Source organism: Haloarcula sp. MBLA0163 (assembly GCF_055632435.1).
Genome location: NZ_CM145745.1, coordinates 441,165 through 467,150 on the forward strand (window position 1 = coordinate 441,165; position 25,986 = coordinate 467,150).

General features: G+C 70.1%; 27 protein-coding genes and 1 tRNA gene. 15 read left to right on the top strand and 13 right to left on the bottom strand.

The features are described from left to right. Positions 1–208: 208 nt before the first annotated feature. Positions 209–985 (bottom strand): MOSC domain-containing protein, encoded by a 777-nt coding sequence (locus ACV7GQ_RS02200; RefSeq protein ID WP_470311921.1) that lies wholly within the window; start codon positions 983–985, stop codon positions 209–211. A gap of 188 nt (positions 986–1,173) precedes the next feature. Here ACV7GQ_RS02200 and ACV7GQ_RS02205 point away from each other — a divergent pair, with 188 nt between their 5' ends. After that, complete coding sequence (locus tag ACV7GQ_RS02205) at positions 1,174–3,522, top strand: amino acid permease (RefSeq protein ID WP_470311922.1); 2,349 nt, start codon at positions 1,174–1,176, stop codon at positions 3,520–3,522. Between the two features lie 12 nt (positions 3,523–3,534). Here the strand turns inward: ACV7GQ_RS02205 and ACV7GQ_RS02210 are convergent, their stop codons facing one another. The 5 genes from ACV7GQ_RS02210 to ACV7GQ_RS02230 form a co-directional block, all read right to left on the bottom strand. After that, positions 3,535–4,083, bottom strand: a complete 549-nt coding sequence (locus ACV7GQ_RS02210) for a peptidylprolyl isomerase (RefSeq protein WP_470311923.1) — start codon at positions 4,081–4,083, stop codon at positions 3,535–3,537. A 60-nt stretch (positions 4,084–4,143) separates the two neighbouring features. Then, positions 4,144–5,073, bottom strand: a complete 930-nt coding sequence (locus tag ACV7GQ_RS02215) for an alpha/beta fold hydrolase (RefSeq protein WP_470311924.1) — start codon at positions 5,071–5,073, stop codon at positions 4,144–4,146. Between the two features lie 49 nt (positions 5,074–5,122). After that, positions 5,123–6,133, bottom strand: a complete 1,011-nt coding sequence (locus tag ACV7GQ_RS02220) for a S1C family serine protease (RefSeq protein ID WP_470311925.1) — start codon at positions 6,131–6,133, stop codon at positions 5,123–5,125. A 97-nt stretch (positions 6,134–6,230) separates the two neighbouring features. Continuing rightward, positions 6,231–6,827 (bottom strand): NADPH-dependent F420 reductase, encoded by a 597-nt coding sequence (locus tag ACV7GQ_RS02225; RefSeq protein WP_470311926.1) that lies wholly within the window; start codon positions 6,825–6,827, stop codon positions 6,231–6,233. A 41-nt stretch (positions 6,828–6,868) separates the two neighbouring features. Then, entirely contained in the window at positions 6,869–7,954 is a 1,086-nt protein-coding gene (locus ACV7GQ_RS02230; protein ID WP_470311927.1) for an anthranilate phosphoribosyltransferase, read from the bottom strand. Between the two features lie 109 nt (positions 7,955–8,063). Between ACV7GQ_RS02230 and ahbB the strand changes: the two genes are divergently transcribed. Continuing rightward, a complete protein-coding gene (gene ahbB, locus ACV7GQ_RS02235; RefSeq protein WP_470311928.1) occupies positions 8,064–9,101 on the top strand; it encodes a siroheme decarboxylase subunit beta in 1,038 nt (345 codons plus the stop codon). A 226-nt stretch (positions 9,102–9,327) separates the two neighbouring features. After that, positions 9,328–10,254: a GTP cyclohydrolase MptA gene (gene mptA / locus ACV7GQ_RS02240; RefSeq protein ID WP_470311929.1), complete on the top strand. Its 927-nt coding sequence runs from the start codon at positions 9,328–9,330 to the stop codon at positions 10,252–10,254. A 9-nt stretch (positions 10,255–10,263) separates the two neighbouring features. On the opposite strand, the gene ACV7GQ_RS02245 is transcribed toward mptA, so the two are convergent. Together ACV7GQ_RS02245 and ACV7GQ_RS02250 are read right to left on the bottom strand one after the other, a co-directional pair. Next, positions 10,264–11,070 (bottom strand): TrmB family transcriptional regulator, encoded by an 807-nt coding sequence (locus ACV7GQ_RS02245; protein WP_470311930.1) that lies wholly within the window; start codon positions 11,068–11,070, stop codon positions 10,264–10,266. A gap of 237 nt (positions 11,071–11,307) precedes the next feature. Then, positions 11,308–12,915: a DUF255 domain-containing protein gene (locus tag ACV7GQ_RS02250; protein WP_470311931.1), complete on the bottom strand. Its 1,608-nt coding sequence runs from the start codon at positions 12,913–12,915 to the stop codon at positions 11,308–11,310. A 156-nt stretch (positions 12,916–13,071) separates the two neighbouring features. Here ACV7GQ_RS02250 and ACV7GQ_RS02255 point away from each other — a divergent pair, with 156 nt between their 5' ends. The 7 genes from ACV7GQ_RS02255 to ACV7GQ_RS02285 all read left to right on the top strand — a co-directional run bounded on the left by ACV7GQ_RS02255 (position 13,072) and on the right by ACV7GQ_RS02285 (position 18,160). After that, positions 13,072–14,451: a cytochrome P450 gene (locus ACV7GQ_RS02255; protein WP_470311932.1), complete on the top strand. Its 1,380-nt coding sequence runs from the start codon at positions 13,072–13,074 to the stop codon at positions 14,449–14,451. A 104-nt stretch (positions 14,452–14,555) separates the two neighbouring features. Continuing rightward, positions 14,556–15,113: an FxsA family protein gene (locus tag ACV7GQ_RS02260; protein ID WP_470311933.1), complete on the top strand. Its 558-nt coding sequence runs from the start codon at positions 14,556–14,558 to the stop codon at positions 15,111–15,113. An 85-nt stretch (positions 15,114–15,198) separates the two neighbouring features. Further along, positions 15,199–15,272 (top strand) — tRNA-Ile (locus ACV7GQ_RS02265). 386 nt (positions 15,273–15,658) lie between these two features. Then, positions 15,659–16,459 carry a DUF4013 domain-containing protein gene (locus ACV7GQ_RS02270; protein ID WP_470311934.1) on the top strand — a complete coding sequence of 267 codons (801 nt, stop codon included), beginning with the start codon at positions 15,659–15,661 and terminating at the stop codon, positions 16,457–16,459. 108 nt (positions 16,460–16,567) lie between these two features. Beyond that, entirely contained in the window at positions 16,568–16,726 is a 159-nt protein-coding gene (locus ACV7GQ_RS02275) for a DUF7560 family zinc ribbon protein (RefSeq protein ID WP_470311935.1), read from the top strand. A gap of 24 nt (positions 16,727–16,750) precedes the next feature. Continuing rightward, a complete protein-coding gene (locus ACV7GQ_RS02280) occupies positions 16,751–16,981 on the top strand; it encodes a DUF2249 domain-containing protein (RefSeq protein WP_470311936.1) in 231 nt (76 codons plus the stop codon). Continuing rightward, positions 16,982–18,160, top strand: a complete 1,179-nt coding sequence (locus ACV7GQ_RS02285) for a hypothetical protein (protein ID WP_470311937.1) — start codon at positions 16,982–16,984, stop codon at positions 18,158–18,160. It begins immediately after the preceding gene. Position 18,161: 1 nt separating this feature from the next. Here the strand turns inward: ACV7GQ_RS02285 and ACV7GQ_RS02290 are convergent, their stop codons facing one another. The 4 genes from ACV7GQ_RS02290 to ACV7GQ_RS02305 all read right to left on the bottom strand — a co-directional run bounded on the left by ACV7GQ_RS02290 (position 18,162) and on the right by ACV7GQ_RS02305 (position 20,725). After that, complete coding sequence (locus tag ACV7GQ_RS02290) at positions 18,162–18,812, bottom strand: helix-turn-helix domain-containing protein (RefSeq protein WP_470311938.1); 651 nt, start codon at positions 18,810–18,812, stop codon at positions 18,162–18,164. Positions 18,813–18,877: 65 nt separating this feature from the next. Beyond that, positions 18,878–19,948 (bottom strand): radical SAM protein, encoded by a 1,071-nt coding sequence (locus ACV7GQ_RS02295; protein ID WP_470311939.1) that lies wholly within the window; start codon positions 19,946–19,948, stop codon positions 18,878–18,880. After that, positions 19,948–20,253 carry a CGCGG family putative rSAM-modified RiPP protein gene (locus tag ACV7GQ_RS02300; RefSeq protein ID WP_470311940.1) on the bottom strand — a complete coding sequence of 102 codons (306 nt, stop codon included), beginning with the start codon at positions 20,251–20,253 and terminating at the stop codon, positions 19,948–19,950. Before ACV7GQ_RS02300 ends, ACV7GQ_RS02295 begins: the two co-directional genes overlap by 1 nt. Positions 20,254–20,308: 55 nt before the next feature. After that, positions 20,309–20,725: an SRPBCC family protein gene (locus tag ACV7GQ_RS02305; RefSeq protein ID WP_470311941.1), complete on the bottom strand. Its 417-nt coding sequence runs from the start codon at positions 20,723–20,725 to the stop codon at positions 20,309–20,311. A 92-nt stretch (positions 20,726–20,817) separates the two neighbouring features. On the opposite strand from ACV7GQ_RS02305, the gene ACV7GQ_RS02310 reads away from it, so the two are divergent. From ACV7GQ_RS02310 to ACV7GQ_RS02330, 5 genes are all read left to right on the top strand, one after another. Further along, complete coding sequence (locus ACV7GQ_RS02310) at positions 20,818–21,093, top strand: DUF7553 family protein (RefSeq protein WP_470311942.1); 276 nt, start codon at positions 20,818–20,820, stop codon at positions 21,091–21,093. 282 nt (positions 21,094–21,375) lie between these two features. Further along, positions 21,376–22,005, top strand: coding sequence for a helix-turn-helix domain-containing protein (locus ACV7GQ_RS02315; RefSeq protein ID WP_470311943.1), 630 nt, complete (start codon positions 21,376–21,378; stop codon positions 22,003–22,005). A gap of 50 nt (positions 22,006–22,055) precedes the next feature. After that, complete coding sequence (locus tag ACV7GQ_RS02320) at positions 22,056–22,616, top strand: isopentenyl-diphosphate Delta-isomerase (protein ID WP_470311944.1); 561 nt, start codon at positions 22,056–22,058, stop codon at positions 22,614–22,616. Positions 22,617–22,651: 35 nt separating this feature from the next. Beyond that, complete coding sequence (locus ACV7GQ_RS02325; protein ID WP_470311945.1) at positions 22,652–23,482, top strand: hypothetical protein; 831 nt, start codon at positions 22,652–22,654, stop codon at positions 23,480–23,482. 30 nt (positions 23,483–23,512) lie between these two features. After that, complete coding sequence (locus ACV7GQ_RS02330) at positions 23,513–24,211, top strand: SDR family NAD(P)-dependent oxidoreductase (protein ID WP_470311946.1); 699 nt, start codon at positions 23,513–23,515, stop codon at positions 24,209–24,211. Here the strand turns inward: ACV7GQ_RS02330 and ACV7GQ_RS02335 are convergent, their stop codons facing one another. Beyond that, on the bottom strand, positions 24,212–25,942 hold the full coding sequence (locus ACV7GQ_RS02335) for a histidine kinase N-terminal 7TM domain-containing protein (RefSeq protein ID WP_470311947.1): 1,731 nt from the start codon (positions 25,940–25,942) through the stop codon (positions 24,212–24,214). It lies immediately after the preceding gene. Between the last annotated feature and the right edge of the window lie 44 nt (positions 25,943–25,986).

Genomic DNA, 25,986 nt, shown 5'->3' on the forward strand with positions numbered 1-25,986 from the left:
AATATAATAACAACACTCATGCCGGGCGAGTCGTTGTGATTCGACGATGGCAACCCACCAGCAAACCGGCGTCCATACGTTCCGATGTCCCGACTGCGACGCGGACCTCGCACCGGCTCAGGAGTTCTGTTCCTGCGGCTACGTCCCCCGACGGAGCGCCGACTGACACGCCACGCCGACGGGACCCCGTCGGTCGCTGCCGCTCTGCTCACGTCACTATCGTCACGTCGTCGCCGACGGCGACCGTTCCACCCCGGTCGGCCTCCGGTACGCGGCCGATGAGCATCAGCGTGTAGAAGTGGTCGAAGGCGTCGCGGTCGGCCCACTCGGGGAACGTCTCGCGGCGCCGGTCGAGGAACCGTTCGCGGAAGTCGGCGGTCTGTTCTCCCGTGTCGGGGTCGCGCTGTGGGACGACACAGCGGCCGCAGGGGGTGACGCCCTCGATGCGGACGTCGCCGGCCTCGAACGCCGGGGCGTCCGCACCCACGAAGCGGTCCTCCCAGAACGCCGGGACGCCGCCCACCTCGACGTTCGCGCGGAGACGCCGCCGCATCCCGTCGACGGTCACGTCGTCGAACCACCCGGCCACCGTCTCCAGCGTCGCCGTGCTGACGACGGAGGGTCCCATCTCCCGCCGGTCGACGTGTCCGCGCGCCGTGTCCCTCGCCAGCGTCAGGTCGGCGTCGAACACGTCGCCGAACCACTCGGCCGCACGCGCTCGACCGGACTCCGTAGCGAGGGCGAACCGCTCGCGACCGACGTCCGGAACCGACGCGTCGAGCGTCCGGGTTTCCGGCTCGTAGGTCGTCGCCACGTCGTGGACGCGGGCGGTCCGCTTGCCGTTGACCACGTCGCCGTCGGCGTCGAACAGCGCGAACTCCCGGTCGTGGGCGAGGGTGCCGCCCGTCAGGACGGTCGCTCGCTCGACGTCGTGGCCGTCCAGTGCCTTCACCGGATAGACGGTGAGTCGCTCGATGTGTGCCACTGTTCGGGGACAGAGGCGCGACGGGCATAGCCGTTACCCACCGCACGGGTCGGGCGCTGCGGGCTGGTGCATGCGCCGTGGCGCGTGTGTGGCACGTGGCCGAGCGGGGGCATTACTGTCGCAGAGTTGACGAAACCCCCGAAAGCGACAGGATTAGGTGATGGGTGGAACAATGCGAGTGCAGACGAATGGTCGAACACACCCGGACCCTCGACTTCAAAATCGCCTTCGCAATCGGGCTCGGGACGATGATCGCAGCGGGCATCTTCTCGCTGTCGGGCACCGCCGTGGCGGCCATCGGGTCCAGCGCCGTCATCGCGTTCGTCATCGCCGCGCTCATCGCCGGCGTGACGGCGGCGGCCTACTCCGAGTTCGCCTCCATCTACTCCGAGAACGGCGGCGGCTACCTCTTCTGTTCGCGGACCTTCGAGGACCGCGATTTGTTGACCTACGGCATCGGGATGTCGCTGTTTCTGGGCTACACCGGTACGACGGCGTTCTATCTGGCGACGATGGACGAGTGGTTCTTCGAGTTCGTCCTGCCCGAGTCGCTGCACGTCCTCCCGCACGGGACGACGGGCGTCCTCGCCGCCGTCCTGCTGGGCGTGCTCAACGCCCGCGGGACCGAAGAGAGCGGCGGGTTCCAGCTCATCGTCACCGGCGCGAAGGTGGCGGTGCTGTTCGCCTTTATCGGCGGCGCGTTCGCGTTCCGCGGGCCGTCGACGGCGGTCACCGAGTTCGCGACGAACTTCGGCGGCGGTCCCATCGACATCCTCACCATCTCGGCGCTCGCGTTCATCACGTTCTTCGGCTTCTCGGCCATCGCGGCCAGCGCCGGCGAGATAATCGAACCCCAGAAGACCGTTCCGCGGGCCATCGCGGCGAGCATGGTGACGGTGACGATACTGTACGCGCTGGTCATCGTCGCCATGGTGAACTCGCCGGTGCCGGCCGAGGTCATCGCCGAACAGGGCGAGACGGCGATGGGCGAGGTCGCCGCCGGCTTCCTCGGGAGCATCGGGCGGTCGCTCATCGTCGCCGGCGCCATCTTCTCGATGGTGTCGGCCTCGAACGCGTCGATACTGGCGGCCAGCTCCATCGGGTCGCTGATGGGGCGACAGGGGCAGGCTCCCCGGCGGTTCGCCCGCATCCACCGCGAGTACGGCACGCCGTTCTGGAGCGTCATGACGGCGACGGTGACCATCGTCTCGCTCATCGTCCTGTTCATCGCCGTCTTCCCCGCGGAGGGCGGACTGGTGCCGTTCGACCTCACGGTGCCGCTCCCCGTCCTCGGACCGCTCACGCTGACCGACCTCGGCCTGACGGCGCTGACCGGGTTCGCCACGCTGAACCTCCTCATGCCGCTGGCGGTGGTCAACATCGCGCTCATCTACTCCCGGCGGAAGTTCCCCGACATCGAGCGCGGGTTCAGCGTTCCCGGAGTCCCCGTCGTCCCCGTCATCGGCGTCCTCGCGAACATCGGTCTCATCTACAACCTCCCGCGAATCGGCGTCGTGGTGGGCCTCCTCCTGACGCTCGCCCTCGTCGTCGCCTACGTCCTCTGGGGCGGTGCGCCCGTGGAGGAGGACCTGCTCCGGGAGGTCGTCCCGGAGTCGGCCGGCACGACGGGTAGCGAACCGTCGGCGGGCCGCTATCGCGTCCTCATCCCCGTCGCCAGACCGGACCGGGCGTTACGCTACGCGCGCCTCGGCGAGGCGCTCGCGGCCGTCTCCGACGACGACCCGCTCCTCCACGTCCTCAACGTCACGCAGGTGCCCGACCAGACGCCGTGGGAGACGGTGCAGGACACCGCACAGGCCCGCACCGAGCGCATCCAGGCGGAACTGGCCGACGCCGACCTCGGCGTCGACTACACCGTCGAGGGACACACCTGCCGCGACGTGGCCTTCGACATCGTCCAGACCGCCCGCGAGGAGGAGGCCAACCTCGTCCTGATGGGCTACCCCGAGCGCCACCAGGACGTCACCGAGACGGTCGAGCGCGAGGCGCCGTGTGACGTGTTCTTCGCCGACCAGACGGTCACCGCGGAGGACCTCGGCGTCATCAACATCGGCGCCGGCGGCGGCCCACACCACCAGGCCCTGCTCCCGCTCGTGAACAAACTGGGCCAGAGCGGCAGCGAACTCCACCTCATCAACGTCTCCTCGGGGGACAGAGGCACCGACGAGACCTCCGGGACGACGCTGGACGCGCTGGAGGGCGTCGAGACGACACAGGTCCACAACATCACCGCCGGGTCCGTCGCCGCGGGCCTCGTCGAGACGGCGGCCGACAACGGGGGCGTCCTCATCCTCGGCGCCTCTCGCGACCGCTGGCTCAGACAGGCGCTGTTCGGCAGCACGCCGGACGAGGTCGTCGCACTGGCCGAGGAGATGGAGGTGCCGGTGCTGGTGTACGCGAGCGAGACGGGCGTCTCCGACCGCGTGGGCGAACGGCTGTTCCCGGTCGTGCGCTACCTCAGAAAGCGGTTCCCGCGGCGGGGGTCGAAACGCGGCGGCACCCCCGAACGGAGCTAGCGTCGCTCGTTCTTATCGGTGAATCTCGACGGACTCGAGGTGAATCGGGCTCGTCGGCGCGTCGTTCACGTCCGTGTCAGCGTCGCCGATCTCCTCGACGACGTCCATGCCGTCGACGACCTCGCCGAAGACGGCGTGCTTGCCGTCGAGGTGTGGCTGTGCGCCCAGGGTGATGAAGAACTGCGAGCCGTTGGTGTCCGGGCCGCGGTTGGCCATGCTGAGGACGCCCGGCCCGTCGTGTGAGAGCTCGTCGTGGAACTCGTCGTCGAAGGTGTAGCCGGGGCCGCCGCGACCGGTACCGGTCGGGTCGCCCATCTGTATCATGAAGTCCTCGATGATGCGGTGGATCTCGATGTCGGTGTACAGGGGGTCGATGCGCTTCTCGCCGGACTCGGGGTCCTCCCACGCGCCGGTGCCGGGGCCGACCTCGGTGCCGTCGTAGTCGTTCGCGCCCTCCGCGAGTCCGACGAAGTTCTCGACGGTGTTGGGGACCTTCTCGTCGTACAGTTCGACTTCGATATCGCCCGCTGTCGTGTGGAGCGTCGCTGTCAGGTCGCTCATACCCGGCCGGACGGCGTCGCAGGGGAAAAGCCTGCCCACTACGGCGCGCGCCGCACGGCGTCACGACAGGTGCTCGAGCAACAGCTCCGCCACCCGGTCGGGCGCGTCGAACTGGACCCAGTGGCTCGCGTCGGGGAGCCGTTCGACGCGGAGGTCCGGGACCCACTGCTCGACCCCCTCGCTGAGGCGGACGTCGAGCGCGGCGTCCTGCTCGCCCCAGACGAGCAGCGTCGGGACGTTCACGGGCTGGTCGCCGACGCCGCCCTGCGTCAGCGTCAGGACGGCGTTCCGGCGGAACAGCGCCCGGTAGTAGTTCAGCGCCGCCGTCCGGGCGCCGGGGCGGGCCAGCGCCGCCTTGTACCGCTCGACGTCCGTCCGCGTGAACGCGTCGGGTCTGACCGTCCCGTCGCCGAGGATGCGGTCCAGCAGCGCGTAGTCGTCCCACGCCAGCCCGGCCTCCGGGAGCCACGGCAACTGGAAGTAGAATACGTACCACGACTTCCGGAGCTGGGCCGGCGACCGGCGGAGCAGTCGCTCGTAGGCGGTCGGGTGCGGCGCGTTCAGCACGCCCAGACGGTCGACCACGCTCGGGCGGTCGACGGCCGTCTGCCACGCGACCAGACCGCCCCAGTCGTGGCCGACGACGTGGGCCGACTCGCGGCCGAACGCCCGGACGAGGCCGACCACGTCGCTGACGAGCTCGTCGACGTGGTAGGCGGCGACGCCGTCGGGCTTCTCCGAGCGGTTGTAGCCGCGCATGTCCGGCGCGACGACGCGGTAGCCCGCCTCGGCCAGCGGCGGCAGCTGGTGGTGCCACGCGTACCAGAACTCCGGGAAGCCGTGCAGGAGGACGACCAGCTCGCCGTCCTCCGGCCCGGCGGTGACCGCGTGCAACCGGACGCCGTTCGTCTCGACGGTGGTGTGCGACCAGACCTCGCCGTCGGCGGGGACCGTCCACTCGGTATCCGAGTGGGCGTCTGTCGAGGGCATTGGTGGGTGTTCGACCCGCTCGAGAAAATGGGTTCCGCCGCCGACCGACTCAGCGAGTGAGCGGGCCGCGCCGACCACGGCCGCGAGGACCGCCACGGCGCGGCCGGGACCCGGGCACCGGTCGCTCGCCCAGCGTCACGCTGTCGGTGAACTCGTCCCCGTCGCGGCGGACCGTCACGTCGACGGTGTCGCCGGGGTCGGCCTCGGTGAGGAGATAGCTCGTCAGTTCCTCCGTCGACCGGACCGTCCGGCCGTCGACGCCGACGACGACGTCGCCGCCGGTCGGCACCTCGCGACCACGGACCTGCGCCACGCGGTCACAGCCACGGAGCGTCGCGCCGGAGTCGCCGCCGACGTCCACGACGAGGACGCCGGTCGTCTCGTCGAGGCGGTTGGCCTCCGCGACCGTGGGCGAGACGTCGATGGTCCGGACGTTCAGGTACGCCGGCCGGAACCGCCCGTCCGCGACGAGGGCGGGGACCACGCGCTGGACGATGGTCGGCGCGATGGCGAAGCCGATGTTGTCGCCGCCCTTCGCCCGGTTGACGCCCACGACGGTGCCGTCCAGGGTGAGCAACGGGCCGCCGCTGTTGCCGGGGTTGACCGCCGCGTCGGTCTGGATGGTCTCGGGGATGGTGAACCCGGTCCCCGTGGGGTTCGACCGGTTCGTCCCGCTGACGTAGCCGACGGTGATGGTCCCGTCAAGCCCCATCGGGTTGCCGATGGCGGCGACGCGTTCGCCCGGGTCTGGGTTCGCGTCGGCGACGGGGAGCGGCACCGCGTCGTCGGGCAGGTCCGTGACGTGGACGACGGCGAGGTCGGTGTAGGGGTCGTCGCCGACGACGGCGCCGGTCCGCCACTCGCCGTCGCGGAAGCGGAGCTCGACGTAGTCGCTGTCCCCGACGACGTGTTGGTTCGTGACCACGTGCTCGTCGTCGTAGACGAACCCGGACCCGGCGCCGCCGCGGGGCCGGTCGTCGCCGCGGTCGGTGACGTACACCGAGACGACCGACGGGATGGTCTGTTCGTACAGTGTCTTGATGGTTTGCTTGTCTGACATCACGCTCGGAGTCCCGCTGGCGGGCGTGGCCCGTGGCAACAAGACTCACTTGAGGTAATGGCTACGTCTATATATCCGTATCGGCGGCGGTGACGCCCTACGCTTCGAGGAACCGGAACGCGATGTCGCGGCCGCGGTCCACGCTCAGATGTATCCAGAGGCGCGCGAGGTGTTCGAGGTGGCCGGCCGCCGACAGGTCGCCGGCGACGACTACGTCGAAGCCGAGGTCGGACGCCAGCCGTTCGACGACGTCGGACTCCGCCCCGGCGACGAACATGGTCGCACGCTCGCCGTCGACGACGGGGTCGGTCAGCCGCTCGGCGCCGACGGTGTTGAACGCCTTGACGACCGTGGCCGCCGGGGCTGCGTCGGCGACCCGGAGCGCCAGTGTCCGGTCCGCCGCCGGCTCGGGGTACTCGTTGGCGGTGTCGACCACCGTCTTGCCGGTGAGGGCGTCCGAGAGGTCGGCCGCGACGCTCGTCACGACGCCGCCCGGCACGGCGAGGACGACGACGTCGCCGTGGGCGGCGGCCGCTCGCTGGTCGAGGACGGCCACGACCTCCGCCCGGTCGCGGAGGTCCGGCGACGCCGAGGCGGGGTCCCGCGACCCGAGGACAACGTCGTGGTTGGCCGCGCTGAACCCGCGTGCGAGCGCGCTCGCGACGCTCCCGGTGCCGATGATTCCGATTCGCATACCTGACAGACGCGCTACCGGACGAAAAAGCTCGCGGCGGCTCAGAACTCCCGGAGGGCGTCGAGTTTCGCGGCGGCGCTCCCGTCGTCGATGGCCGCCCGGGCCTGTTCGAGGCCGTCCGCGATGCTGTCTGCGTCCTCGCGGGCGTAGATGCGCAGGGCGGCGTTCAGCGCGACGGCGTCGGCGAAGCCGTCGGTCCGCTCGCCGGTCAGCACCGCTTCGGTGACGGCCGCCGAGTCCGCGGCGACGTCCTCGACCTGCAGGTCCTCGCTGGTGACGTCCATGCCGAACTCGCCGGTGCGGATCTCGAAGTCGGCGATGTCCTCGTCGTCGCTGTCCGACCCTTCGACGGGCCACTCGGCGACCACCGTCTCGCCGGGGCGGACGTCGTCGTACCCCTCCATCCCCTGGAAGAACAGCGCCCGTTCGACGCTGCTGGACTGGGCGTTCTTCAGCGTGCGGACCATCTTCTTCGCGAAGGGGAGGTGGTAGAAGCTCCCGAGGTGGACGCTCGCGCCGGCGGGGTTGGCCAGCGTCTCGACGGTGTTGACGAACGTCCGGACGCCCATGTTGTCGCGGCGGTCGAACAGGGCGTCGATGCCGGGGTTGAACTCCGGCTGGTAGTAGTAGCCGAAGCCGACTTCGTCGACCATGTCGGCGCTCTCCTCGGGGGCGAGTTCCGTGCGGACGCCCAGCTCGTCCAGCACGTGCTTGTAGGCGTCCTGCTTCTGTGTCGGGACCCGGTCGCCCGAGTGGACGACGACGGGCGTGCCCGCGGCAGCGGCGACGAGGCCGGCGGCGACGCCGAAGATGGCCGAGCGACCCTTGCCGTCGTAGTTCGCGCCACAGTCGACCGGGTCGGCGTCGGGTTCGGCCGTGACGACCGACTCCTCGGCCATGACGTCGACGTACGCGCCCAGCTCCTCGGGCGTGTTGCGCTTCCAGCGGTTGGCCAGCCAGAACGCGCCCAGCGTCGTGTGGTCCGGTTCGTCGTCGAGGATGCGCTGGAACGCCTCGCGGGCCTGTTCGCGGCTCATGTCGTCCGCGGACTTGTGGCCGGAGCCGACGACCTCGGTCATCAGCCGTTTGAGTGGCCATTCGCCGTACTCACGGGTCGCTTGTGCCATGCGAACCAGTTCGGGACCGAGTTTGAAAGCCCCTGTGTTTCGTTCCTATATCGCGGGAATCCGGCACGCTCCCGAAAGTGATACACCCGTTCACGCCTAATTCGGGGCAATGAGCCTCCGGTCGGGTGACTGGCGCGAGCGCATCGACGACGTGGACGCCGCTCTCATCGACGAGTTCCAGAGCGACTTCCCCGTCTGCGAGCGCCCCTTCGAGGTGGTGGGCGAACGACTGGGCGTCTCCGGGGCCGAGGCCCTCGAGCGGGTCGAACGGCTCCGCGAGGCCGGTATCTTCCGGCGGTTCGGCCCGGTGTTGAACCCGCCGGTCATCGGGTCGTCGACGCTGGCGGCCGTCGCCGCCCCCGCGGACCGCTTCGAGGAGGTGGCCGAGGTGATCAACGAGTACCGGCAGGTGAACCACAACTACGCCAGGGACCACGCGTGGAACATGTGGTTCGTCGTCACGGCCGGGTCCCGCGAGAAACGCGACGAGATTCTCGACGACATCGAGGCCAGGACCGGGTGCGAGGTGCTCGTCCTGCCGATGCTGACCGACTACTACATCGACCTCGAGTTCCCCGTCGTGAACGGCGACCGGTTCGCCAGGGAGTCCATCGAGGACACCGACGCCAGCGCCACCCGCATCAGCGAGGACGCCACCGCGAACTTCTCGGCGCTGGACCGGGCGCTCCTGCTGGAGATACAGGAGGGGTTCCCGCTGACCGCGACCCCCTACCGGGACGTTGCTGAGGCCGTCGACGCCGACGTGGACGACGTGCTGACGGCCGTCGAACGACTGCGCGAGGGCGGCTGCATCAAGCGCATCGGCTGTGTGGTCAACCACATCACGACCGGGTTCGACAACAACTGCATGGTGGTCTGGGACGTGCCCGACGAGCGACTGGACGAACTCGGCCAGCGAGTGGGCGAGTTGCCCTACGTCACCCTCTGCTATCACCGCCCGCGGCGTCCCGAGCAGGACTGGCCGTACAACCTCTTCACGATGATCCACGGCCGCGACGCCGAGGCCGTCGACGAGAAGATAGACGAGCTGTCGGGCGAGTACCTCCCGTTCGACCACGACCGGCTCTACTCGACGGAGACGCTGAAACAGACGGGTGCGCGGTACGACGACATCGTGGGCGAGTAGACCGCGTCGACCGCCGAACCGGTACGATAGGGACGACCGTTCTGTGACCGTTCCTCGTCGGTACCGGTCGGGAACACACCGGGATGGGACCGCGTCGTCGACGACGACCCGACGTGACGGACACGGGTTTCGAGGGTCCAGTGAACGCCGGCCAGAGGGACTGAGCGGCCGACGTAGAACCACAGGTTCCGAAAGCACTAACCGGGTCTCTCCCTAAGACTGGCCAATGAGTCAGCAACTCCCGGACGTGCAGGCGTCGAGTCCGGACGTGACAGTCGGTCTCAACCGCGTCGGTGTGACGGGCGTCGACAAGCTCGTCAAACTCGGGCGGCGAGACCGCGACCCCATCGTCCTCATGGCGGAGTTCGAGGTGTTCGTCGACCTCCCGTCCTGGCGGAAGGGTGCCGACATGTCCCGCAATATGGAGGTCATCGACGAGACGCTGGAGACGGCCGTCGCCGAGGAGGCCTACCGCGTCGAGGACGTCTGCGGTGACGCCGCCGAACTGCTCCTCGAGAAGCACGACTACACCACGAAGGCGGAGGTCCGGATGGAGGCGGAGTACGTCACCCACGAGACGACCCCCGAGAGCGACGTCGCCACCCAGTCGACGGCCGACATCATCGCCTCGGCGACGGCGACCGAGGACGGCACCAGCGAGGAGATCGGTGCCCGCGTCACCGGGATGACGGTCTGTCCGTGTTCACAGGGGATGTCCGCGTCGCGGGCCCGGGAGACGCTGCGGAACCTGCAGGTCGAGGACGAGGTCATCGACGAGTTCCTGGAGAAGATGCCACAGGCGGGCCACTCACAGCGTGGCCACGCCACGCTCACCGTCGAGAGCGAGGGCGCGCCGGAGGTCGACCTCAACGAACTCATCAAGGTGGCCCGCGACTCCATGAGCGCCCGCATCTACAACCTCGCGAAACGGCCCGACGAGGACCACATGACCTTCGAGGCCCACAAGGACGCGAAGTTCGTCGAGGACTGCGTCCGCGCGATGGCCGAGGGCGTCGTCGACGAGTTCCCGGACCTGCCGGACGACGCCATCGTCACGATGAAACAGTCCAACGACGAGTCCATCCACCAGCACAACGCCCACGCCGAACGCGTCGCCGAGTTCGGCGACCTGCGGTCCGAACTCGCCGACTGACCGCCGCCGTCAGGGCGGGTTGATGGTCGTCGCCTCCTCCCAGTGGTCGTCGAACGCCTTGCTGATGTCGGCGGTGAACTCCGGGTCCTTGAGGTCGATGACGCCGAACGTCTCCGCCCGGCCGAGTGGGTGTGGGACCTCGATGCACACCTCCGTGTCGTCGATGAGTTCGAACGTCGTCGTGATGTTCGGCGTCGCCCGGGCCTGGTAGTTCTCGTACGGCGAGAGGCGGTCGTAATACTCGCGGTTGGCCTCCCGGGGCAGACTCTCGAAGAGGTCCGGACGGACCAACAGCGACACGTCGACACCCCGTTCGAGCGCCGCGACCAGTTCGTCAACGATGCGTTCGGTCGCCTCGATGATGTCGACCTGCCTGGCCGGCGAGGACCCCACCATGACGATGCGGGAGTCCGCGGCGGCCAACCGCTCTAACAGCAGGTCCAGCGTCTCCTCGGGCCCGACGGCGGCCGTCCAGAACGGCTCCTCGACCGGTTCGGCCGTCTCGAGCTGGTCCGAGAGGTCGTCGACGATGTCCTCGTACTGCTGGGCCTTCGCCTCGAGTTCCTGTTTCTTGTCGTCCAGCAACCGGTCCAGCGCGGTGTCCGGTTCGACGGCGACGTACTTCTTCGGCCGACTCGCCGTCTGACTCCGCACTAGGTTGTAGGTCTCCAGACTGTTGAGCACGTCGTAGATACGGCCCATCGGAACGTCACTGGCTCGCGACAGCTCCTTGGCCGTCGTCGGCCCGGTCTCAAGCAGCGACCGGTACGCTCGCGCCTCGTACTCAGAGAGCCCCAGGTCTCGTAGACTCGCCATATCCTCCCCTCTCGGTCCAGAACCAAAAACTCGTCGCAGGTTTACCGTTTCTCCACGTTTCCCGCCGTTCCTCGTCGGGGCCGCCCGGCCGGTCCCGGCCAGTTCGACCGACGGTTCCCCCGCTCGCCGTCCAGTCGGGCGTCACGCCTCGCGTCTCGTCCGCACTACTCGCGTGCCCGCGGTTCCCCTTCGGTCACAGCCGTGTGTCTCCGAGGGCTGTGCTCCGCGCGCCCGTCGCTACTCCGTCAACGCCGCCTCGAGTTCGGCGGGCGTCTCGCCCTCGGCGGTCACCGTCTCGCCCTCGTAGCGCCGTGCCACGCCGTCGCCGTCGGGGTCCGGAACGACGGTCGTCTCGTGGTCGGCCAGTCGGAGCGCCGCCCGGTGGAGGTCCGTCCCGGCCTCGGTGCCCACCCGCAGGGTCTGGGGGTCACGCAACCGGGCGGCGACGGTGGCGTAGCCGGCCACCTCGACGCCCATGCGCTCGGCCGCGCCGGCGAAGGACTCGACGGCCTCGGTGGCGACGGTCCGGTAGCGGTCCTCGCCGGTGAGCGCCGCGAGGTCGACCAACGCGTCGGCGAGTTCGACGGTGGCGTCCAGCGGGTGGAGCGAGCGCCCGCAGAGGCCCGCGCCCGTCTCCGGGCCGTCCCGGAACGCGCCGCTGTCCTGCTGGCGGTGCTCGACGGTCCAGTCGGCGACGGCCGGGGCGGGGCCGCCCTCGCCCAGCACCTGCCAGCTCGTCGTGAGTCCCTGCAGGAGCTGGGCCTGGTCGAGCAGGAGGCCGGTGTCGCTCTCGGCGGCGGCGTAGTGGGCCACCTCGCCGTCGTCGACGAGCGTCTCGCAGACGTGGTCGCGGGCCCGCACCGCGTACCGCCGCGCCCGCTCGTCGTCCGTGTACGCGTGGAGCCACAGCAGCGCGTCTATCGCGAGACCGTTCCGGTCGGCGAACACCGTCTCGTCGACGTGGGGGGCCTCTCGGTCCTCACGGTCCGTCGCGCCGAGGCGGTAGTAGTCGTCGTCCCCCGCCTGGCTCCCGGCGAACGCGTCGCCCGTCCAGAGGTCCGTCGAGAGGTACTCGACCGTGCGCTGGGCGGCGTCGCGGTAGGACTCGGTGCCGGTGTAGCGGTAGCCGTGGGTGAACGCCCGCACGAGCGCCGCGTTCTCGTCCAGCAGTTTCTCGCGCCGGGGGTTCGACCAGTCCCGGCTCGTCGCGTACCGGAAGAAGCCGCCGTCGTAGGTGTCGAACAGGTGCGTGTGCACCGCCTCGAGCGTGCGCGTCGCCTGGTCGCGGGCCCGCACGAGCGCGAACTCGACGGTGCGCGGGAGCGGGAACTTCACGTCCGACCCCCACCCGCCGAACTCCTCGTCGAACGCGCCGAGCAACTGCTCTATCATGTGCTCCTCGATGCGGGCGCGCAACTCGCCGGCCGGCGGTGCCTCGTCCTGTAGCTGGCGGGGAATCGACCCGGCCGCGGTCCCCTCGGCGTCCCACGACTCGCGCACGCTGTCGAGGATGCCGCGGAACCCGTTCGGGCCGAGGAACGTCGCGCCGCTGATGACCTCCCCCTCCGGGGTGAGGAAGACAGTGGAGGGGAACCCGCCCATCGTGTAGCGCTCCCGGACTCTGGGGTTCCGGTCGGCGTCGACCCGGACCGGGACGAACCCGTCGTTGACGTTGGCCGCGATGCGCGGTTCGCCGAAGGTCCCGCGGTCCATCGCTCGGCACTCCTCGCTCCACGGCACGGTCAGCGACAGCAGCACCGGTTTGCCGCTGTCGGCGGCGCGCTCGAACGCCTCCGGCCCCCACTCCCGCCACTCGACTTTCGTGTCCGCCGCGAACTCGTCCATGTGTCGGGGTCGGTGGTGGGCGTACAAAGGGGCTGTCACTCCGGCCGCGGGGGCCGGCGGGACGAGATACCCGTCATTCGGGACGTCCGCGAAATCCTTCCACGCGGCGCTCGACGGAACGAAAGACGGATTTGTCGGACGGTCGTACGTCCACCGATGCCCTCCCAGCAGGCCGACACCGAGCGACAGGGGCCGGTCACGCCGGGCCGGCGGCCGCCCCGAATCGGTCGCGTCCCGCTCGTCGAGAACACGCTGTCGATGGTCCGTGACCCGCTGGGGTTCTACGCCGAGGCCGACAGCGTCGACGCCGACGTCGTCGGGTTCAACGTCGCCGGGACGACGGGCTACTTCGTCACCCACCCGGACCTCGTCGAGCAGGTGCTCGTCACCGACGAGGCGGACTTCGACAAGGGGCGCCTCCTCCGGGACACGCTCGGGGAGTTCATCGGCGAGGGGCTGTTCCTCCTGGAGGGCGAGGAGTGGCAACAGCAACGGACCGCCCTCCAGCCCGCGTTCTACCGGGAGCGCATCGCCACCTACGGCGAGACGATGACCGACTTCGCGCTGGCGACGGCCGACGGGTGGACCGACGGCGAGACGGTGTCGCTGCTGCCCGCGATGCGGTCGTACACGCTCCGGGTGCTGGGGAAGACGCTGCTGGACGTCGACATCGAACGCACCGCCGAGTCGCTCGAACCGCTCCTGTCGGCGCTGCGTCACCGCGTCGACCCGGGGAACCTCTCGGCGTACCTCCCGCTGTGGGTGCCGACGCCGAACAACCGCCGGGTCCGACGGACGCGGGCGGCCTTCGAGGCGACGCTCGACGACATCATCGCGGAGCGGCAGGCCGAGGCCGCCGACGAACGCGAGGCCCGCGACGACGTGCTCTCCTTGCTCCTCTCGCTGGACGAGACGACGATGGACCGCGAGCGACTTGGCCACCAGCTACTGACGTTCCTCGTCGCCGGCCACGACACGACGGCGCTGACGCTGACCTACGCGTGGTTCCTGCTCGCGACCCACCCCGACGCACAGCGCGAACTCCACGCGGAACTCGACGCGACGCTCGACGGCGCCGACCCGACGCCGGCGGACCTGTTCGAGCTGCCGTATCTGGACCGGGTGCTGACCGAGACGCTGCGGCTCTACCCGCCGGCGTTCACCACGTTCCGCCAGCCCACCCGACCGGTCACGCTGGGCGGGTACGACATCGAACCGGACGCCCAGTTGACCATCCCGCAGTGGCTGGTCCACCGGGACGAGCGGTGGTACGACGCCCCCGACGCGTTCCGCCCCGAGCGCTGGACCGACGCGTTCGAGGCCGACCTCCCGGACTACGCGTACTATCCCTTCGGCGGCGGCCCCCGCCACTGTATCGGGATGCGCTTCGCCCGGATGGAGGCGAAACTCGCGCTCGCGGCCGTCGCCCAGCGGTTCCGCTTCGAGGCCGTCACCGAGCCGCCGCTGGACCTGGGGATGCGCATCACGCTCTCGCCGACCGAACCCGTCACGGTTCGGGTCCACGAGCGCGGGTGAGGCTTCGACGTAGCCGCTCTCCGCGTCGTTTCGAGGGCTCCCACGTCGCTCGATTCCTCGCCACCTCTCGAAAGGCGTTTGGGGCCTGACCTGCAAGCGGGGGTATGCTCCGGGTCATCGGGCTGCTGTTGCTCATCCCGCTGTTCGACGCCGTCCTCTTGGTAGCGCTGGCCACGGGTGTCATCTACCCGATCCCGCCACTCGTCGTCGTCGCACTCGTCGTTCTCACCGCGCTCGTCGGGATGTTGCTCGTCCGCGCCGAGGGCCGGGCGACGCTCCAGTCCATCCAGCAGAAACTGGCGACGGGGGAAGTACCCACGAACGAACTCGTCGACGGCGGCCTGCTCATCGCCGCCGGCGCGTTCTTCCTCACGCCCGGCCTCGTCACCGACGCCGTCGGCCTGCTGCTGGCGATTCCGGTCACGCGCTACCCCATCCGTGCGGCCGTCCGCCGCTGGGTCATCGAGCCCTACATCGACGCCAAGACCGGCGGCTTCGCCAGCGGGCAGGTGTACGTCGGCGGCTTCCCGAACGAGGACGGTCAGGGCCCGGGCGCCGGCGTCGGCGGCTCGTCCGGCCCGTCCGGTGGCGGTGCCTCCGGCGGCGCGGGCTTCGACCCCGACGACGCCACCGACGTCGACTTCGAGGACAGCGAGAACTGACTCAGTGGTGCGGTTTCTCACGCAACCCGCCGTCGAAACGTTACCCTTTTCTATACCCCTCGGATACACCAAGATGCGCTCACCTGGGCCAATAGCTCAATCAGGTTGAGCGCTCGGCTGATAACCGGGAGGCTCTCGGTTCAAATCCGAGTTGGCCCATCCAAACTCTGACTGGTTTCTTGCCAGTCAGGAACTGGGGCCGCAACTCCCCAGCCACCCAATCCTTCCGTTTCCACGGTTCCCAGCGACGGCGCCAGACAGGACAGTTGTCGCCGAGCACCCGTTGCTACGCCCGTCCGACCGGACCGACCACTTTCACTACCCCTCCGTACCTGCGGCGCACCGTCTTACAATCGCTGACCGTAGCCGCCCGTCTGTCGATATCGGACCCTCGTCGTCAAGCGGGAGACGCAACCGTTCGCCGTCGTCGGGCACCGCGACTCAGCGGCCGCCCGCGTCGCCGTCGCGGTGATCGGCCGCCACGGGGTGAATCATTCGACGCCGGCACAAGTTATTTACACGCCTCCGAAGATTGCTACCATGACATGATAGAAGACAGTCTCAAGTACCAGACGCAGGGTGACAGTTGGCTGAAGCGGATTCTCATCGGCGGGTTGGTGCTCTTCCCGGGGGCGCTCCTCATCGTCCCGGTGTTCACGTTCAACGGGTACATGCTGGAAGTGATGCGCCGGGTCATGGGCGGCGACACGGCGAACCCGCCGGAGTGGGGCGAGGTCGACCTCGCGGGCCTGACGGTCGACGGCCTCAAACACACGGTCGTCGTACTCGTGTACTCGCTGGCCGTCCTCCTCGTCGCCGGGGTGCCCTTCTTCGGCCTGGTGGTCGCCGGCATGGGGATTGACTCCGGTGGGCTGTCGCTCGTCGGCATCCTCGTCGGCGGCCTCGTCTACCTCGTCGGCGTGCTGGCACTGGCCGTGGTCCTGCCAGTCGCGACGGGGAACTTCGTTCGGACGGACAGCATCGGCGGCGGGTTCGACCTCGACGTGCTGCGGGAGGTCACGACCAACGGGACGATGCTGAAGGCCGTCGTCTTCGGGTTCGTCGTCAACATCCTCATGCAGGTGGTCAGCAGCGTCCTCGGCATCACCATCGTCGGCTACCTCGCGGTGCCGTTCCTCGTGTTCGCCGGGCAGTCCGCCATCTTCTACATCTGGGCCGAGGGCTTCAGAGACGCCTACGAGGCCGAGTACGGCGAGCCGCCGCTCGCGGGCGTCGGCGGGACGACCGCGTCGACGGCCACCACCGACGAGACGTGGGGCACGGAGACCGACACGGCCGTCGAGGACGGCGGTGTCGACGACGGCCGCACCGACGACCGGTTCTGAACGCTTCGGCATCCAGAGTCCGGAGACCACCCGCCGTCGGCGGGCCTGAAAAACCCGCCAAATCGGGGGTGACCGGTTATCCTCACCCACGCGGTTCGTTTCGATACCGTGCCAACGTACTGGTTCACCTGCCCCGAGTGTGGGGCGCGCGTGGCCGTCGACGAGGGGGCGCGTGACCGCCTCCTGTCGGCCGGGTGTGCCGTCTGTGGCGTGCCCGTAGGACCGGCGGCGTTCACGGAGTCGAACACGTTCGGCACAAGCGCCTGACAGGTCCGGGCCGTCGGTGCGCGTATGCACTCGGAGCGAGCGAACGCGCGCGAACTCGACGTCCGAGACGTCGACGGAGAGCCGTTCTCACAGATCATGGCGGCCCTGTCGGACCTCGGACCCGGCGAGACGTTACGGCTGGTCAACAGCTTCGAACCGGTCCCGCTGTACGGCGTGCTGGAGGAGCGGGGCTACACCCACGACACCGAACAGGTCGCCGACGACGAGTGGCACGTCTACGTCGAGCGGGCGTAGATGGGCGCCCGGCGGGTCACCCGGTGGAGTCGGGCGTTCGTCGCCGCCGGCGCCGCGTTCCTCGTCGCGACGCACCTCGCCGTCGCGGCCGGCCTCGGCCGCCGGACCGTCGTCACGCTGGGGCTGTACGGGTTCGTGTTCCACGTCCTCTTCGGGAAGGCCTACGCGCTGGTGCCGTCGTTCTTCGACCGCGACCTGCCGACCGCGGCGCCACTGCCCGGCCACCTCGCGCTGTCGGTCGCCGGAACCGTCGGGCTGGCCGCCGACAGCCTCGGCGTCACCGACCAGCCGTGGGTCGGCGCCGCCGCCGGTGCGCTGTGGGGTCTCGGGGTCGCCGTCTCGCTCGGCACGCTGGCGTGGACCGTCCGTGACAACCTCTCCGGGGCGGCGACGGGGACTGGCGGCGCGAACGCGGACCGGCGGCCGGTCGACCGGCGGGCCAACGCGGCCGTCCCGGTCGCCGGCGCGTATCTCGCCGTCGCCGCGGCGGTGTGGCTCTCCGCGCCGTTCGGGGGCCGACCGATCGCCGCGCCGCAGGTGTCGCACCTCCTCGCGGCGGGGACGGCGGCGCTGCTGGTGTTCGGCGTCGGTCTGCGCCTGTTCCCGCGGTTCCTCGTCGCGGACCCGCCCCGCTGGCTCGTCCCGGTCGTCCTCGTCCCCGGCGCCGTCGCGCCGGCGGCGCTCGCCGTCGGGCTGTTCGACCGCCGACTCCTGCTGGCCGGCGGCGCCCTCGAAGCGGTCGCTGTCGTCGGGTTCGCCGCGACGTACCTCGTCCTCTTCGGCCGCTCGGACCGCCGCCGCGTCGGTCTCTGGGCCGTCCTGCTCGCCGTCCTCGCGGGCGTCGGCGGCGTCACTCTGGGCCTGACGCTCTCGGTCGCCGGGCGGGACCCGACGCTGGTGACCGCGCACTACCGGACGATGCTGCTGGGATTCCTCGGTCTGACGATCGTGGGCGCGACGTTCCAGTTCTACCCGCCGTCGGTGGGGGCGTGGCCGCTGGCGTCCGACCGGACGGCGCGGGTCGCGGTGGCGCTGCTCGCCGTCGGCCTCCTCGGGCAGGGGGTCGGTCTCGTCGGCGGTCTGCCGGCACTCGAGACGCTCGGACACGGGGCGGGCGTGGTCGGGGCGGGGCTGTACGCGTGGCTCGTGGCGGCCGCCTTCCGGCGTCGGGCGACCTGACTCAGGCGTCGAGGATGGTGTCGAGCAGTTTCGTCTGGGCCGCCGCGAGGTGCTCGGCGAACGTCGAGACGGAGATGTCCAGGGCCTCGGCCACCTCGCTGGCGTTGGCGCCCTTCGGGTACCGGAAGTACCCCATCTCGATGGCCGTCTCCAGCACCTCGCGCTGACGGTCGGTGAGGCGGCTCCGGTCGACGAGCACCGAGTCCGTCGGGTTCGTCTCGCCGTCGCGGCGGAGCGAGCGGAGCGAGACGTCGCCGTAGAGCTCTTTCAGCCGGGTGACGATGGCGCGGATGCGGTCGACGTCCGGCGCGTGGAAGGTCAACAGCAGCTGCCCGCTCTCGGCGCGGATGTCGGCGACGGGGCAGGCGAACTCCTCGACCGTCTCGCAGACACAGCCCTTGCGCTGACGTTCGAATCGATAGCGGGCGCCGTCGCCCCCGGAGAACACCGCGTCGACGTCGCCGCGGGACTCGACGGCCTGCGCCCCGCCGTCGGCGGTGAACTCTTCGACGACCTGTCCCTCGTCGTCGTCAAGCGGTGCGCTTCGCGCCACGTCGGTCACCGTCGTCCCGGCCTCCTCGGAGACGTCGGCCACCGGACACGCGCCCGGCGAGTCCACGGACAGTTCGACCCTGATGCCCGAGTCGGTCATACACGTACGTCGGCGGTCCCGGAATAAAACGGGGGGCGTGCGTTCCCAGTGTGTGAAAAACCCCCTCAATCGGCCGGGTGCTGGTCGGGAACCGTCCCCTCGAACGCCTCGGGCTCGTAGGCACAGAGCGGGTCGGCCGCCAGCGGGTCGCCCGTGGTCGCGTACGCCCGCGAGCGACTGCCGCCACAGACGCCGCGGAACTCGCAGGCCCCACACTTCCCGGTGAGGGCGTCGTCGTCGCGCAACTGTCGGAACAGCGTCGACTCCCGGTACACGTCGACGACGCTCTCCTCGCGGACGTTGCCCGCCGACTCGGGGAGGAACCCGGAGGGGTACACCTCGCCGGTGTGGCTGACGAACGCAAACCCCTTGCCGGCCCGGACCCCGGTCCGGCGGCGGACGCCCTCGCCGTCCCCGTCGTTCTGGAGACCGACCCGGCGGTAGTGGGGCGCCTCGGTGGTCTTGACGCCGAACGGCGCCTCGTCGCTCACCTCGTGGAGCCACGCCATCACCCGCTCGGCCCGGTCGGGGTCGATGGGCGTCAGCACGCGCCCGCGACCGACGGGGACGAGGAAGAAGACGGACCACAGCACGGCCCCGAGGTCCGCGACCAGTTCGCGGATGGCGGGCAGCTGCTCGACCGTCTCCGCACAGACGGTGGTGTTGACCTGCAGCGGGATGTCGAGGTCGCGGGCCGTCTCGGCGGCCTCCATCGTCGCCGCGAAACTGCCGGACTCGCCGCGGAAGCGGTCGTGGGCCGCCTCGCTCCCGCCGTCGATGGAGAGGGCCATCCGCCGGAGGCCGGCCGCGTCCAGTTCGGCCAGTCGCTCGCGGGTCAGCGAGTGGGTCCCGCTCGGGGTCAGCGTCATCCGGAGGCCCCGGTCGGTGCCGTAGTCGACCAGTTCCGCCACGTCGTCGCGGGCCAGCGGGTCCCCGCCGGAGAGGACGACCAGTTGCCCCTCGCCGAACTCGCGGGCCTCGTCCAGCAGGGCCTTCCCCTCGGCCGTCGTGAGTTCGTCGGGGTGCCGTCTCGGGTGGGCGTCGGCCCGGCAGTGCTTGCAGGCCAGCTCGCAGGCCTGGGTCAGCTCCCAGATGAGCACCAGCGGTCGCTCGTCGAAGTCCATCTCGCCGAACATCACTCGCTCACCCGGGCGCGGACGACGTGGCCGCCACAGCCACACTGGTCGACGTAGGTCAGGTCGACGCGGTCGCCGAACCGCTCCCGGAGGGGGCCGTAGAGGTACGTCTCCGGATGCCCGTGGGCGGCGTGCGTGACGAGGTTGACGTGGTTGCCGGCGGTGGTCTTCTCGATGGCCTCGCGGGCCTGGGCGACGACCAACGCGCGGTCGTCGGCGTGGACCGGCTCCTCGAGGTTCGCCGACCACGAGTTGTCGTGTATCTCGTCGGTCACCGAGGGCGTGTCGTCGTGGGCGTGGCTCATACGGGCAGGTTCGGGCCCGCGACCGCTGTGTCCTGTCCCGAAGACGTTCGGGTCTTTACGTGACCTGTGCCTCCAGCCAGTCGAACTGGCTGTTCAGCTCCTTCCGGCGCTGGCGCTCGACGACGGTGCCGTCAAGCACCGGCCCGATGACCGCGAGGTCAAGGGCGGTGTACTCCGTGGTCGCGGTCACCTCCGTCCCCCCGTCGACGGGCGCGACGTAGTACTCGGTGCGCATCGACTCGAAGACGCCCTCGCGTTGCTCGTAGGCCAGCACCGCGTCCTCGACGTCGACGATCTCGAGGTCGAGCTCTATCTCGAAGAGGCCGACCCGGTTGCGCATCCGGATGGTGTCGCCCTCGACGGTCACCCCGTCGACGCCGGTCGCGGTCATGAACGGCCCGACGTCGGCCATCGCGGCCCGGACCGCCTCCTCGTCGGCGTCGACGACGCGGGTCAGCGAGACGCGTTCCATACCGGACTGCGACCGGCGAGCGAGATAAGGGTTCGGTGACCCCGAACCGGTTCGGGTCGGCCTTTTCGGTGCTCGTCCCGCTATGGGCGACCATGTGCCGACGGCTCATCCGACGGGCCAACCGGGCGGTCCTGCGGGCCATCGAGACGCCGCCGGACTCCGGCGTCGAGGCGCGCCTCGACGAGGTGGCGGCGAGGCTCTGGTACCTCGCGGAGGCGCATCCGGAACCGCCGGACCCGGGACAGGTCTCGAGGCTTCGGGCGACCCTCTCGGACCTCGAGGACCGGGTCGCCGACCACCGCGCGGCGCGACTCGCCGACGCGCGGCACTGTCTGGCGGCGTACGGCCGTCACCTCGACCCGGTCTGAGACCGGCGCCGACGCTCGGGTCGCTCCGGCGGCTCCGTCACCGTCGGTTCGGCCCGTCTGGTCCACCAGCGAGCGACCCCTACCGCACTCCAGTAGCCGACGGTGAACACGACGATCGACAGGACCGCCACTCCGAACATGTCCCAACGCTCGACGCCGTGGTATACCTTCGCACTACCTTACCTGTTTGGCGTCGGTAGATTGTTGTGTGTCGCCGTTCGAGTACGAACATGTTCGGGATAACTGGCCCCGCCCTCCGGGCGAATATATTCGGATAGAGCGATGCCCCGCGCAGAACTCACTCTCACGATACCGGACGACATCTGGATCGGCGACGTCTCCCGGGTCAACGCCGACGCGACGTTCCGTATCCTCGCGGCGCTCCCCGGCGAGGAGACGGGCGTCGGGCTGGCGGAGGTGACCGCCGACGACCTGCCCGCGGTGTTGCGGGACATCGAGTCCCGGGAGGCCGTCCTCACGATGGAGATACTCTCCCACCGCGACGAGACGGCGCTGATACAGTTCGAGACCTCGACGCCGCTGCTCCTCTTCCCGGTGCAGGGCTCGGGGATTCCGCTGGAGATGCCGTTCACGCTCCAGGACGGGAGGGCCGTCTGGGAGATCACGGCGCCACAGGACCGCCTCTCCGAACTGGGCGAGCAGCTCTCGGAGTTCGGCATCCCGTTCAGCGTCGAACGCGTCCAGCAACACGTCGAGTCCGAGCAGTTGCTCACCGAGAGCCAACTGGAGCTGCTGGAGGCCGCCGTCGACGAGGGGTACTACGACACGCCGCGGGACTGCTCGCTGACGGAGCTGGCCGAGTCCGTCGGCATCGCCAAGTCCACGTGCAGCGAGACGCTCCACCGGGCCGAGGAGAAAGTGGTCAAGCAGTTCGTCGACGACCTGCGGTAGGCGCGGCAAGTCGAAGCGTGTAAGAATCCCCTCCGAGATTGGTACGGCATATGAGCACCGACGCGGACGAGACACACGAGAACGCCGAGCAGGACGTCATCGCCGTCGACGCCGACGACAACGAGGAGGGTCTGGTCAACCGCCTCGACGCCCACACCGGCGACGGCGTCCGTCACCGGGCGTTCACGGCACTGCTGTTCGACGAGGACGACCGGGTGTTGCTCGCCCAGCGAGCGGCCACGAAGCGCCTCTGGGACACCCACTGGGACGGCACTGTCGCCTCCCACCCCGTCGAGGGACAGACCCAGGTCGAGGCCACCGAGGAGCGCCTCGAGGAGGAGCTCGGCGTCACCCCCGACCAGTACGACGACCTGCGGGTGACCGACCGCTTCGAGTACAAGCGCTACTACGAGAACGCCGGGCTCGAGTGGGAGGTCTGTGCCGTGTTGCAGGCCACGCTCACCGACACCTCGCTGGACCCGAACCCCGAGGAGGTCGACGGCGTCATGTGGGTCCCCTACGACCGCCTGCGCGAGCATCCCGAGTACTACCGCCAGCTGCGTCTCTGTCCGTGGTTCGAGATCGCGATGCGCCGCGACGAGGAGCGGTAGCGTAGTTTTTTACAGCCGTAGCGAGCAGGAGTGATATGCTCGCTCGGTTCCTCTGGGAGTTCGCCCTCCCGCTCGCTGTCGTCGCCGTCCTGCTCGTCGCCGTCGACCGGTACCGGGACACGCGCCTGCTTGCGTACCTGACCGCCGACGGGGAGCGGACCGTCCTGTTCGTCGGCGGGACGGTTCTCGTCGTCGCCCTCGTCGCGAGTACCTACCTTCTCGGGTCGCCGCCGGCCACCGAGGGCCGCTACGACCTCTCGCTGTACCACGTCGGCATCGTCGCCCTGGTGGTGGGGGTGTTCATGACGGCCCACGGCGGGCGACACTATCGGGCGGCGACGACGATTCGGGACGCGGTCCACGTCGCCCCCAGCGACCGCCCGACCGACGGCGTGGCCGCGGTCACGGGGACGGCCGAACCGGTCGGCGGGACGGTGCCGGCCCCACACAGCGGCGACCCGGCGCTCGTCGCGGAGGCCGGCCACGTCGTCGGCGGCGAGACGTACGCCGCGACGGCCGACACGGACCGGGCACAGCAGTTGCTCGACGCCGAACGCGCAGGGACCGACTTCGAGGTGACCGACGAGTACGGCGGCGTCCGGGTCGACCCCGACGGCGCGAGTCTGGCCTTCCTCGTCGGCGAGACGGACGGCGCGACGCTCGAACGCCGGGTCGACGCCGGCGACGAGGTGACCGTCGTCGGGCGCGTCGATGGCGGGCGACTCGCCGACCCGCTCGTCGTCGCACACGCCGACAACCCGTCGCTCGGCCGGTTCGCGACCAACGTGCCGCGCGTGGCGACACTGGGGCCGGTCCTCGCGCTCGTCGGTGTCGCCGTGATGCTCCTGACTGCCGGCGTCGTCTGACTTTTCGGTACGGGCGCCCTATCGGGCGGCATGGACGTCTCGCTGTACGATTCGCTCGACGGGCAGGTCGCACTGGTCACCGGGGCCACGCGCGGCATCGGGAAGGCCATCGCCGACGGCCTCGTGGACCACGGCGCGACGGTGTACGCCGGGGCGCGGGACCCGGTAGACGTGACCGCGACGGACCGCCGCGCCGTCGAACTCGACGTGACCGAGGACGCCGAGATGGCGGCCGCCGTCGACCGCATCGCCGAGGAGGCCGGGCGCCTCGACGTGCTCGTCAACAACGCCGGCGTGATGGACTCCCGGGAACCGCTCGACGCGATGCCGACCGAGACCATCGACCGCACGCTCGACACCAACCTCCGGGGGCCGACGGTGCTGACGAAACACGCCCTCCCGCTGTTGCTCGACCGCCCCGGCGGCCGCGTCGTCAACGTCTCCTCCGGACTGGGCGCCATCACCGAGCGCCAGTCCGGCGGGACGCCGGCCTACCGAATCTCGAAGACCGGACTGAACGGGCTGACGCGCTATCTCGACGGCGAGTACGCCGCCGACCGGCTGCTCGCGAACTCCGTGTGTCCGGGGTACGTCCGGACCGACATGACCGAGGGGTCGGCGCCGCGGACGCCCGAGAAGGGCGCCGAGACGCCCGTGTGGCTGGCGCGGTTCCGGCCCGACGCGCCCGGCGGCCGGTTCTGGCGCGACCGCAAGCCGAAACCGTGGTAGTCAGCCGTCGCGGGTCGTCGCCGACCGTGTGCGGACGTCGGCGATAGCGTCGGGGTCCGCGGGGTCCGCCGGCGGCAGCTCTATCTCGACGGTGGTGCCCGGTCCCTCGGCGAACGACAGCGTGCCCCCGGCGTTGCGGACGACCCACTTCACGAGCCACAGGCCGACGCCCGACCCGTGCTGGAGCGGCGTCTCCTCGCCGGCCAGGATGACCTCCCGCTCGTAGGGGGCGATGCCGGGGCCGTCGTCCGAGACGCGGACGACGACGCCGGTGTCCGGACTGGCCGGCTCGACGGTGACCTCGACGGTCGGCCGCCCGTCGCCGTGTTCGACGGCGTTGTCCAGCAGTTCCTCGAAGGCGAGGGTGAGCGACGGCCCGCCCTCGACCCAGCAGTCGTCGGGGCAGGCCAGCGAGAGGTTGGTCCCGGGGTTCCGCTCCCGAACGGTGTCGACGACCGGCGCGAGCAACGGCTGTAAGCGGACCGGACGCGGGGCCTCGCTCTCCAGCGCCTCGGAGACGCGCCCTATCTTGTTGCTCCGGTCGACGATGTCGTCGACGGTCCGGACGATACGGTCCAGTCTGTGCGCGTCGTCCGGGGCCACGCTGTCGGCCAGCAGGTCAGCGTTCCCCCGGACGACGTTCATCTCGTTGCGGATGTCGTGCCGAAGCAGTCGGTTGAGCACGTCGATGCGCTGTTCGCGCTGGCGGCGGTCGGTCACGTCGCGGAGGCTGACGAGGTGTCCGGAGACGACGCCGTACGCGCGGTACAGCGGGGTCACGCGCACGTCGAAGTAGCGGACAGCGCCGTCGTGGTCGAGCTGCGTCTCCGTCTGGACACGCTCGCCGGGCTCGGGGAGCGTCTCCGCCAGCGCGGGTAGCTCGCGCTCCAACGACTGCCCGAGCAGCGTGGTCGGGTCCGCGTCGAACAGCGAGGCGGCGGCCTCGTTCACGTCGACGATGCGGCCGGCCTCGTCGACGATGACGACCCGGTCGTCCATCTCGGCGAAGATGGCCTCCCGACCGAGGTCCCGGGTCACCGGCGCCACGTCGAGCAACTGGCCACGCAGCAGCGCCGCCGAGAGCACGATGCCCGAGACGACGTAGCCCAGACTCGTCGGGTCCACGGGCGACGTGACGACGTCGAGCGCGTGGAGCGACTGAGCCGCTGTCGGGACGGTGATGGCCACCAGGAGCGCGAGGCTCTGGACCCGAAACAGGTCGTTCGTCCGCAGCATCTGGCGGATGAGGAGGACGCCGCCGGCCAGAATCAGGCCCAGCATGTACGCGAGGTGGCCCCAGTAGGCCACGCCCCAGACCGGGACCAGCGTGCTCGCCTCGGCGACGACGGCGGTGTCGGCCCCCGACCAGACGAGCCGGTGGGCGTCGTTCGACCAGACGAGCGTGACGAACGCCGCCGGTTCGACGAGCAACAGGGCGACCCGGCGGCGCGTGAGCCACTGGGGGTGGCCGGTGTACTCGAACACCGTGACCAGCCACGCGATGGGGACGACCACCGAGAGCGTCAGCTGCAGCTGGAGGAACCACACCATCGTCGCCACGTCCGGTACCGCCAGTTCGAGCCCCTGCGCGACGGCCCAGAGGCTCCCGGCGACGACGAACGCCGCCAGTGGCCCGGCACCGGGGCTGTCGCGGTGGAGCCAGACGAGGACGGCCACGGCCATCCCGGCCACCGCCGCGAGGAGGACAACGGACAGGGGGGACAGCAGCATCTGCTTCGACCGTTGGGAGACTCTCTGATAAACGTTCTCGGCCG

What these genes read in the sequence shown, in the direction of transcription:
- ACV7GQ_RS02205 (WP_470311922.1), top strand. Translation starts at nt 1,174, where the DNA reads ATGGTCGAACACACCCGGACCCTCGACTTCAAAATCGCCTTCGCAATC.
- ACV7GQ_RS02210 (WP_470311923.1), bottom strand. Translation starts at nt 4,083, where the DNA reads ATGAGCGACCTGACAGCGACGCTCCACACGACAGCGGGCGATATCGAA.
- ACV7GQ_RS02215 (WP_470311924.1), bottom strand. Translation starts at nt 5,073, where the DNA reads ATGCCCTCGACAGACGCCCACTCGGATACCGAGTGGACGGTCCCCGCC.
- ACV7GQ_RS02220 (WP_470311925.1), bottom strand. Translation starts at nt 6,133, where the DNA reads ATGTCAGACAAGCAAACCATCAAGACACTGTACGAACAGACCATCCCG.
- ACV7GQ_RS02225 (WP_470311926.1), bottom strand. Translation starts at nt 6,827, where the DNA reads ATGCGAATCGGAATCATCGGCACCGGGAGCGTCGCGAGCGCGCTCGCA.
- ACV7GQ_RS02230 (WP_470311927.1), bottom strand. Translation starts at nt 7,954, where the DNA reads ATGGCACAAGCGACCCGTGAGTACGGCGAATGGCCACTCAAACGGCTG.
- ahbB (WP_470311928.1), top strand. Translation starts at nt 8,064, where the DNA reads ATGAGCCTCCGGTCGGGTGACTGGCGCGAGCGCATCGACGACGTGGAC.
- mptA (WP_470311929.1), top strand. Translation starts at nt 9,328, where the DNA reads ATGAGTCAGCAACTCCCGGACGTGCAGGCGTCGAGTCCGGACGTGACA.
- ACV7GQ_RS02245 (WP_470311930.1), bottom strand. Translation starts at nt 11,070, where the DNA reads ATGGCGAGTCTACGAGACCTGGGGCTCTCTGAGTACGAGGCGCGAGCG.
- ACV7GQ_RS02250 (WP_470311931.1), bottom strand. Translation starts at nt 12,915, where the DNA reads ATGGACGAGTTCGCGGCGGACACGAAAGTCGAGTGGCGGGAGTGGGGG.
- ACV7GQ_RS02255 (WP_470311932.1), top strand. Translation starts at nt 13,072, where the DNA reads ATGCCCTCCCAGCAGGCCGACACCGAGCGACAGGGGCCGGTCACGCCG.
- ACV7GQ_RS02260 (WP_470311933.1), top strand. Translation starts at nt 14,556, where the DNA reads ATGCTCCGGGTCATCGGGCTGCTGTTGCTCATCCCGCTGTTCGACGCC.
- ACV7GQ_RS02270 (WP_470311934.1), top strand. Translation starts at nt 15,659, where the DNA reads ATGATAGAAGACAGTCTCAAGTACCAGACGCAGGGTGACAGTTGGCTG.
- ACV7GQ_RS02280 (WP_470311936.1), top strand. Translation starts at nt 16,751, where the DNA reads ATGCACTCGGAGCGAGCGAACGCGCGCGAACTCGACGTCCGAGACGTC.
- ACV7GQ_RS02285 (WP_470311937.1), top strand. Translation starts at nt 16,982, where the DNA reads ATGGGCGCCCGGCGGGTCACCCGGTGGAGTCGGGCGTTCGTCGCCGCC.
- ACV7GQ_RS02290 (WP_470311938.1), bottom strand. Translation starts at nt 18,812, where the DNA reads ATGACCGACTCGGGCATCAGGGTCGAACTGTCCGTGGACTCGCCGGGC.
- ACV7GQ_RS02295 (WP_470311939.1), bottom strand. Translation starts at nt 19,948, where the DNA reads ATGTTCGGCGAGATGGACTTCGACGAGCGACCGCTGGTGCTCATCTGG.
- ACV7GQ_RS02300 (WP_470311940.1), bottom strand. Translation starts at nt 20,253, where the DNA reads ATGAGCCACGCCCACGACGACACGCCCTCGGTGACCGACGAGATACAC.
- ACV7GQ_RS02305 (WP_470311941.1), bottom strand. Translation starts at nt 20,725, where the DNA reads ATGGAACGCGTCTCGCTGACCCGCGTCGTCGACGCCGACGAGGAGGCG.
- ACV7GQ_RS02310 (WP_470311942.1), top strand. Translation starts at nt 20,818, where the DNA reads ATGTGCCGACGGCTCATCCGACGGGCCAACCGGGCGGTCCTGCGGGCC.
- ACV7GQ_RS02315 (WP_470311943.1), top strand. Translation starts at nt 21,376, where the DNA reads ATGCCCCGCGCAGAACTCACTCTCACGATACCGGACGACATCTGGATC.
- ACV7GQ_RS02320 (WP_470311944.1), top strand. Translation starts at nt 22,056, where the DNA reads ATGAGCACCGACGCGGACGAGACACACGAGAACGCCGAGCAGGACGTC.
- ACV7GQ_RS02325 (WP_470311945.1), top strand. Translation starts at nt 22,652, where the DNA reads ATGCTCGCTCGGTTCCTCTGGGAGTTCGCCCTCCCGCTCGCTGTCGTC.
- ACV7GQ_RS02330 (WP_470311946.1), top strand. Translation starts at nt 23,513, where the DNA reads ATGGACGTCTCGCTGTACGATTCGCTCGACGGGCAGGTCGCACTGGTC.
- ACV7GQ_RS02335 (WP_470311947.1), bottom strand. Translation starts at nt 25,942, where the DNA reads ATGCTGCTGTCCCCCCTGTCCGTTGTCCTCCTCGCGGCGGTGGCCGGG.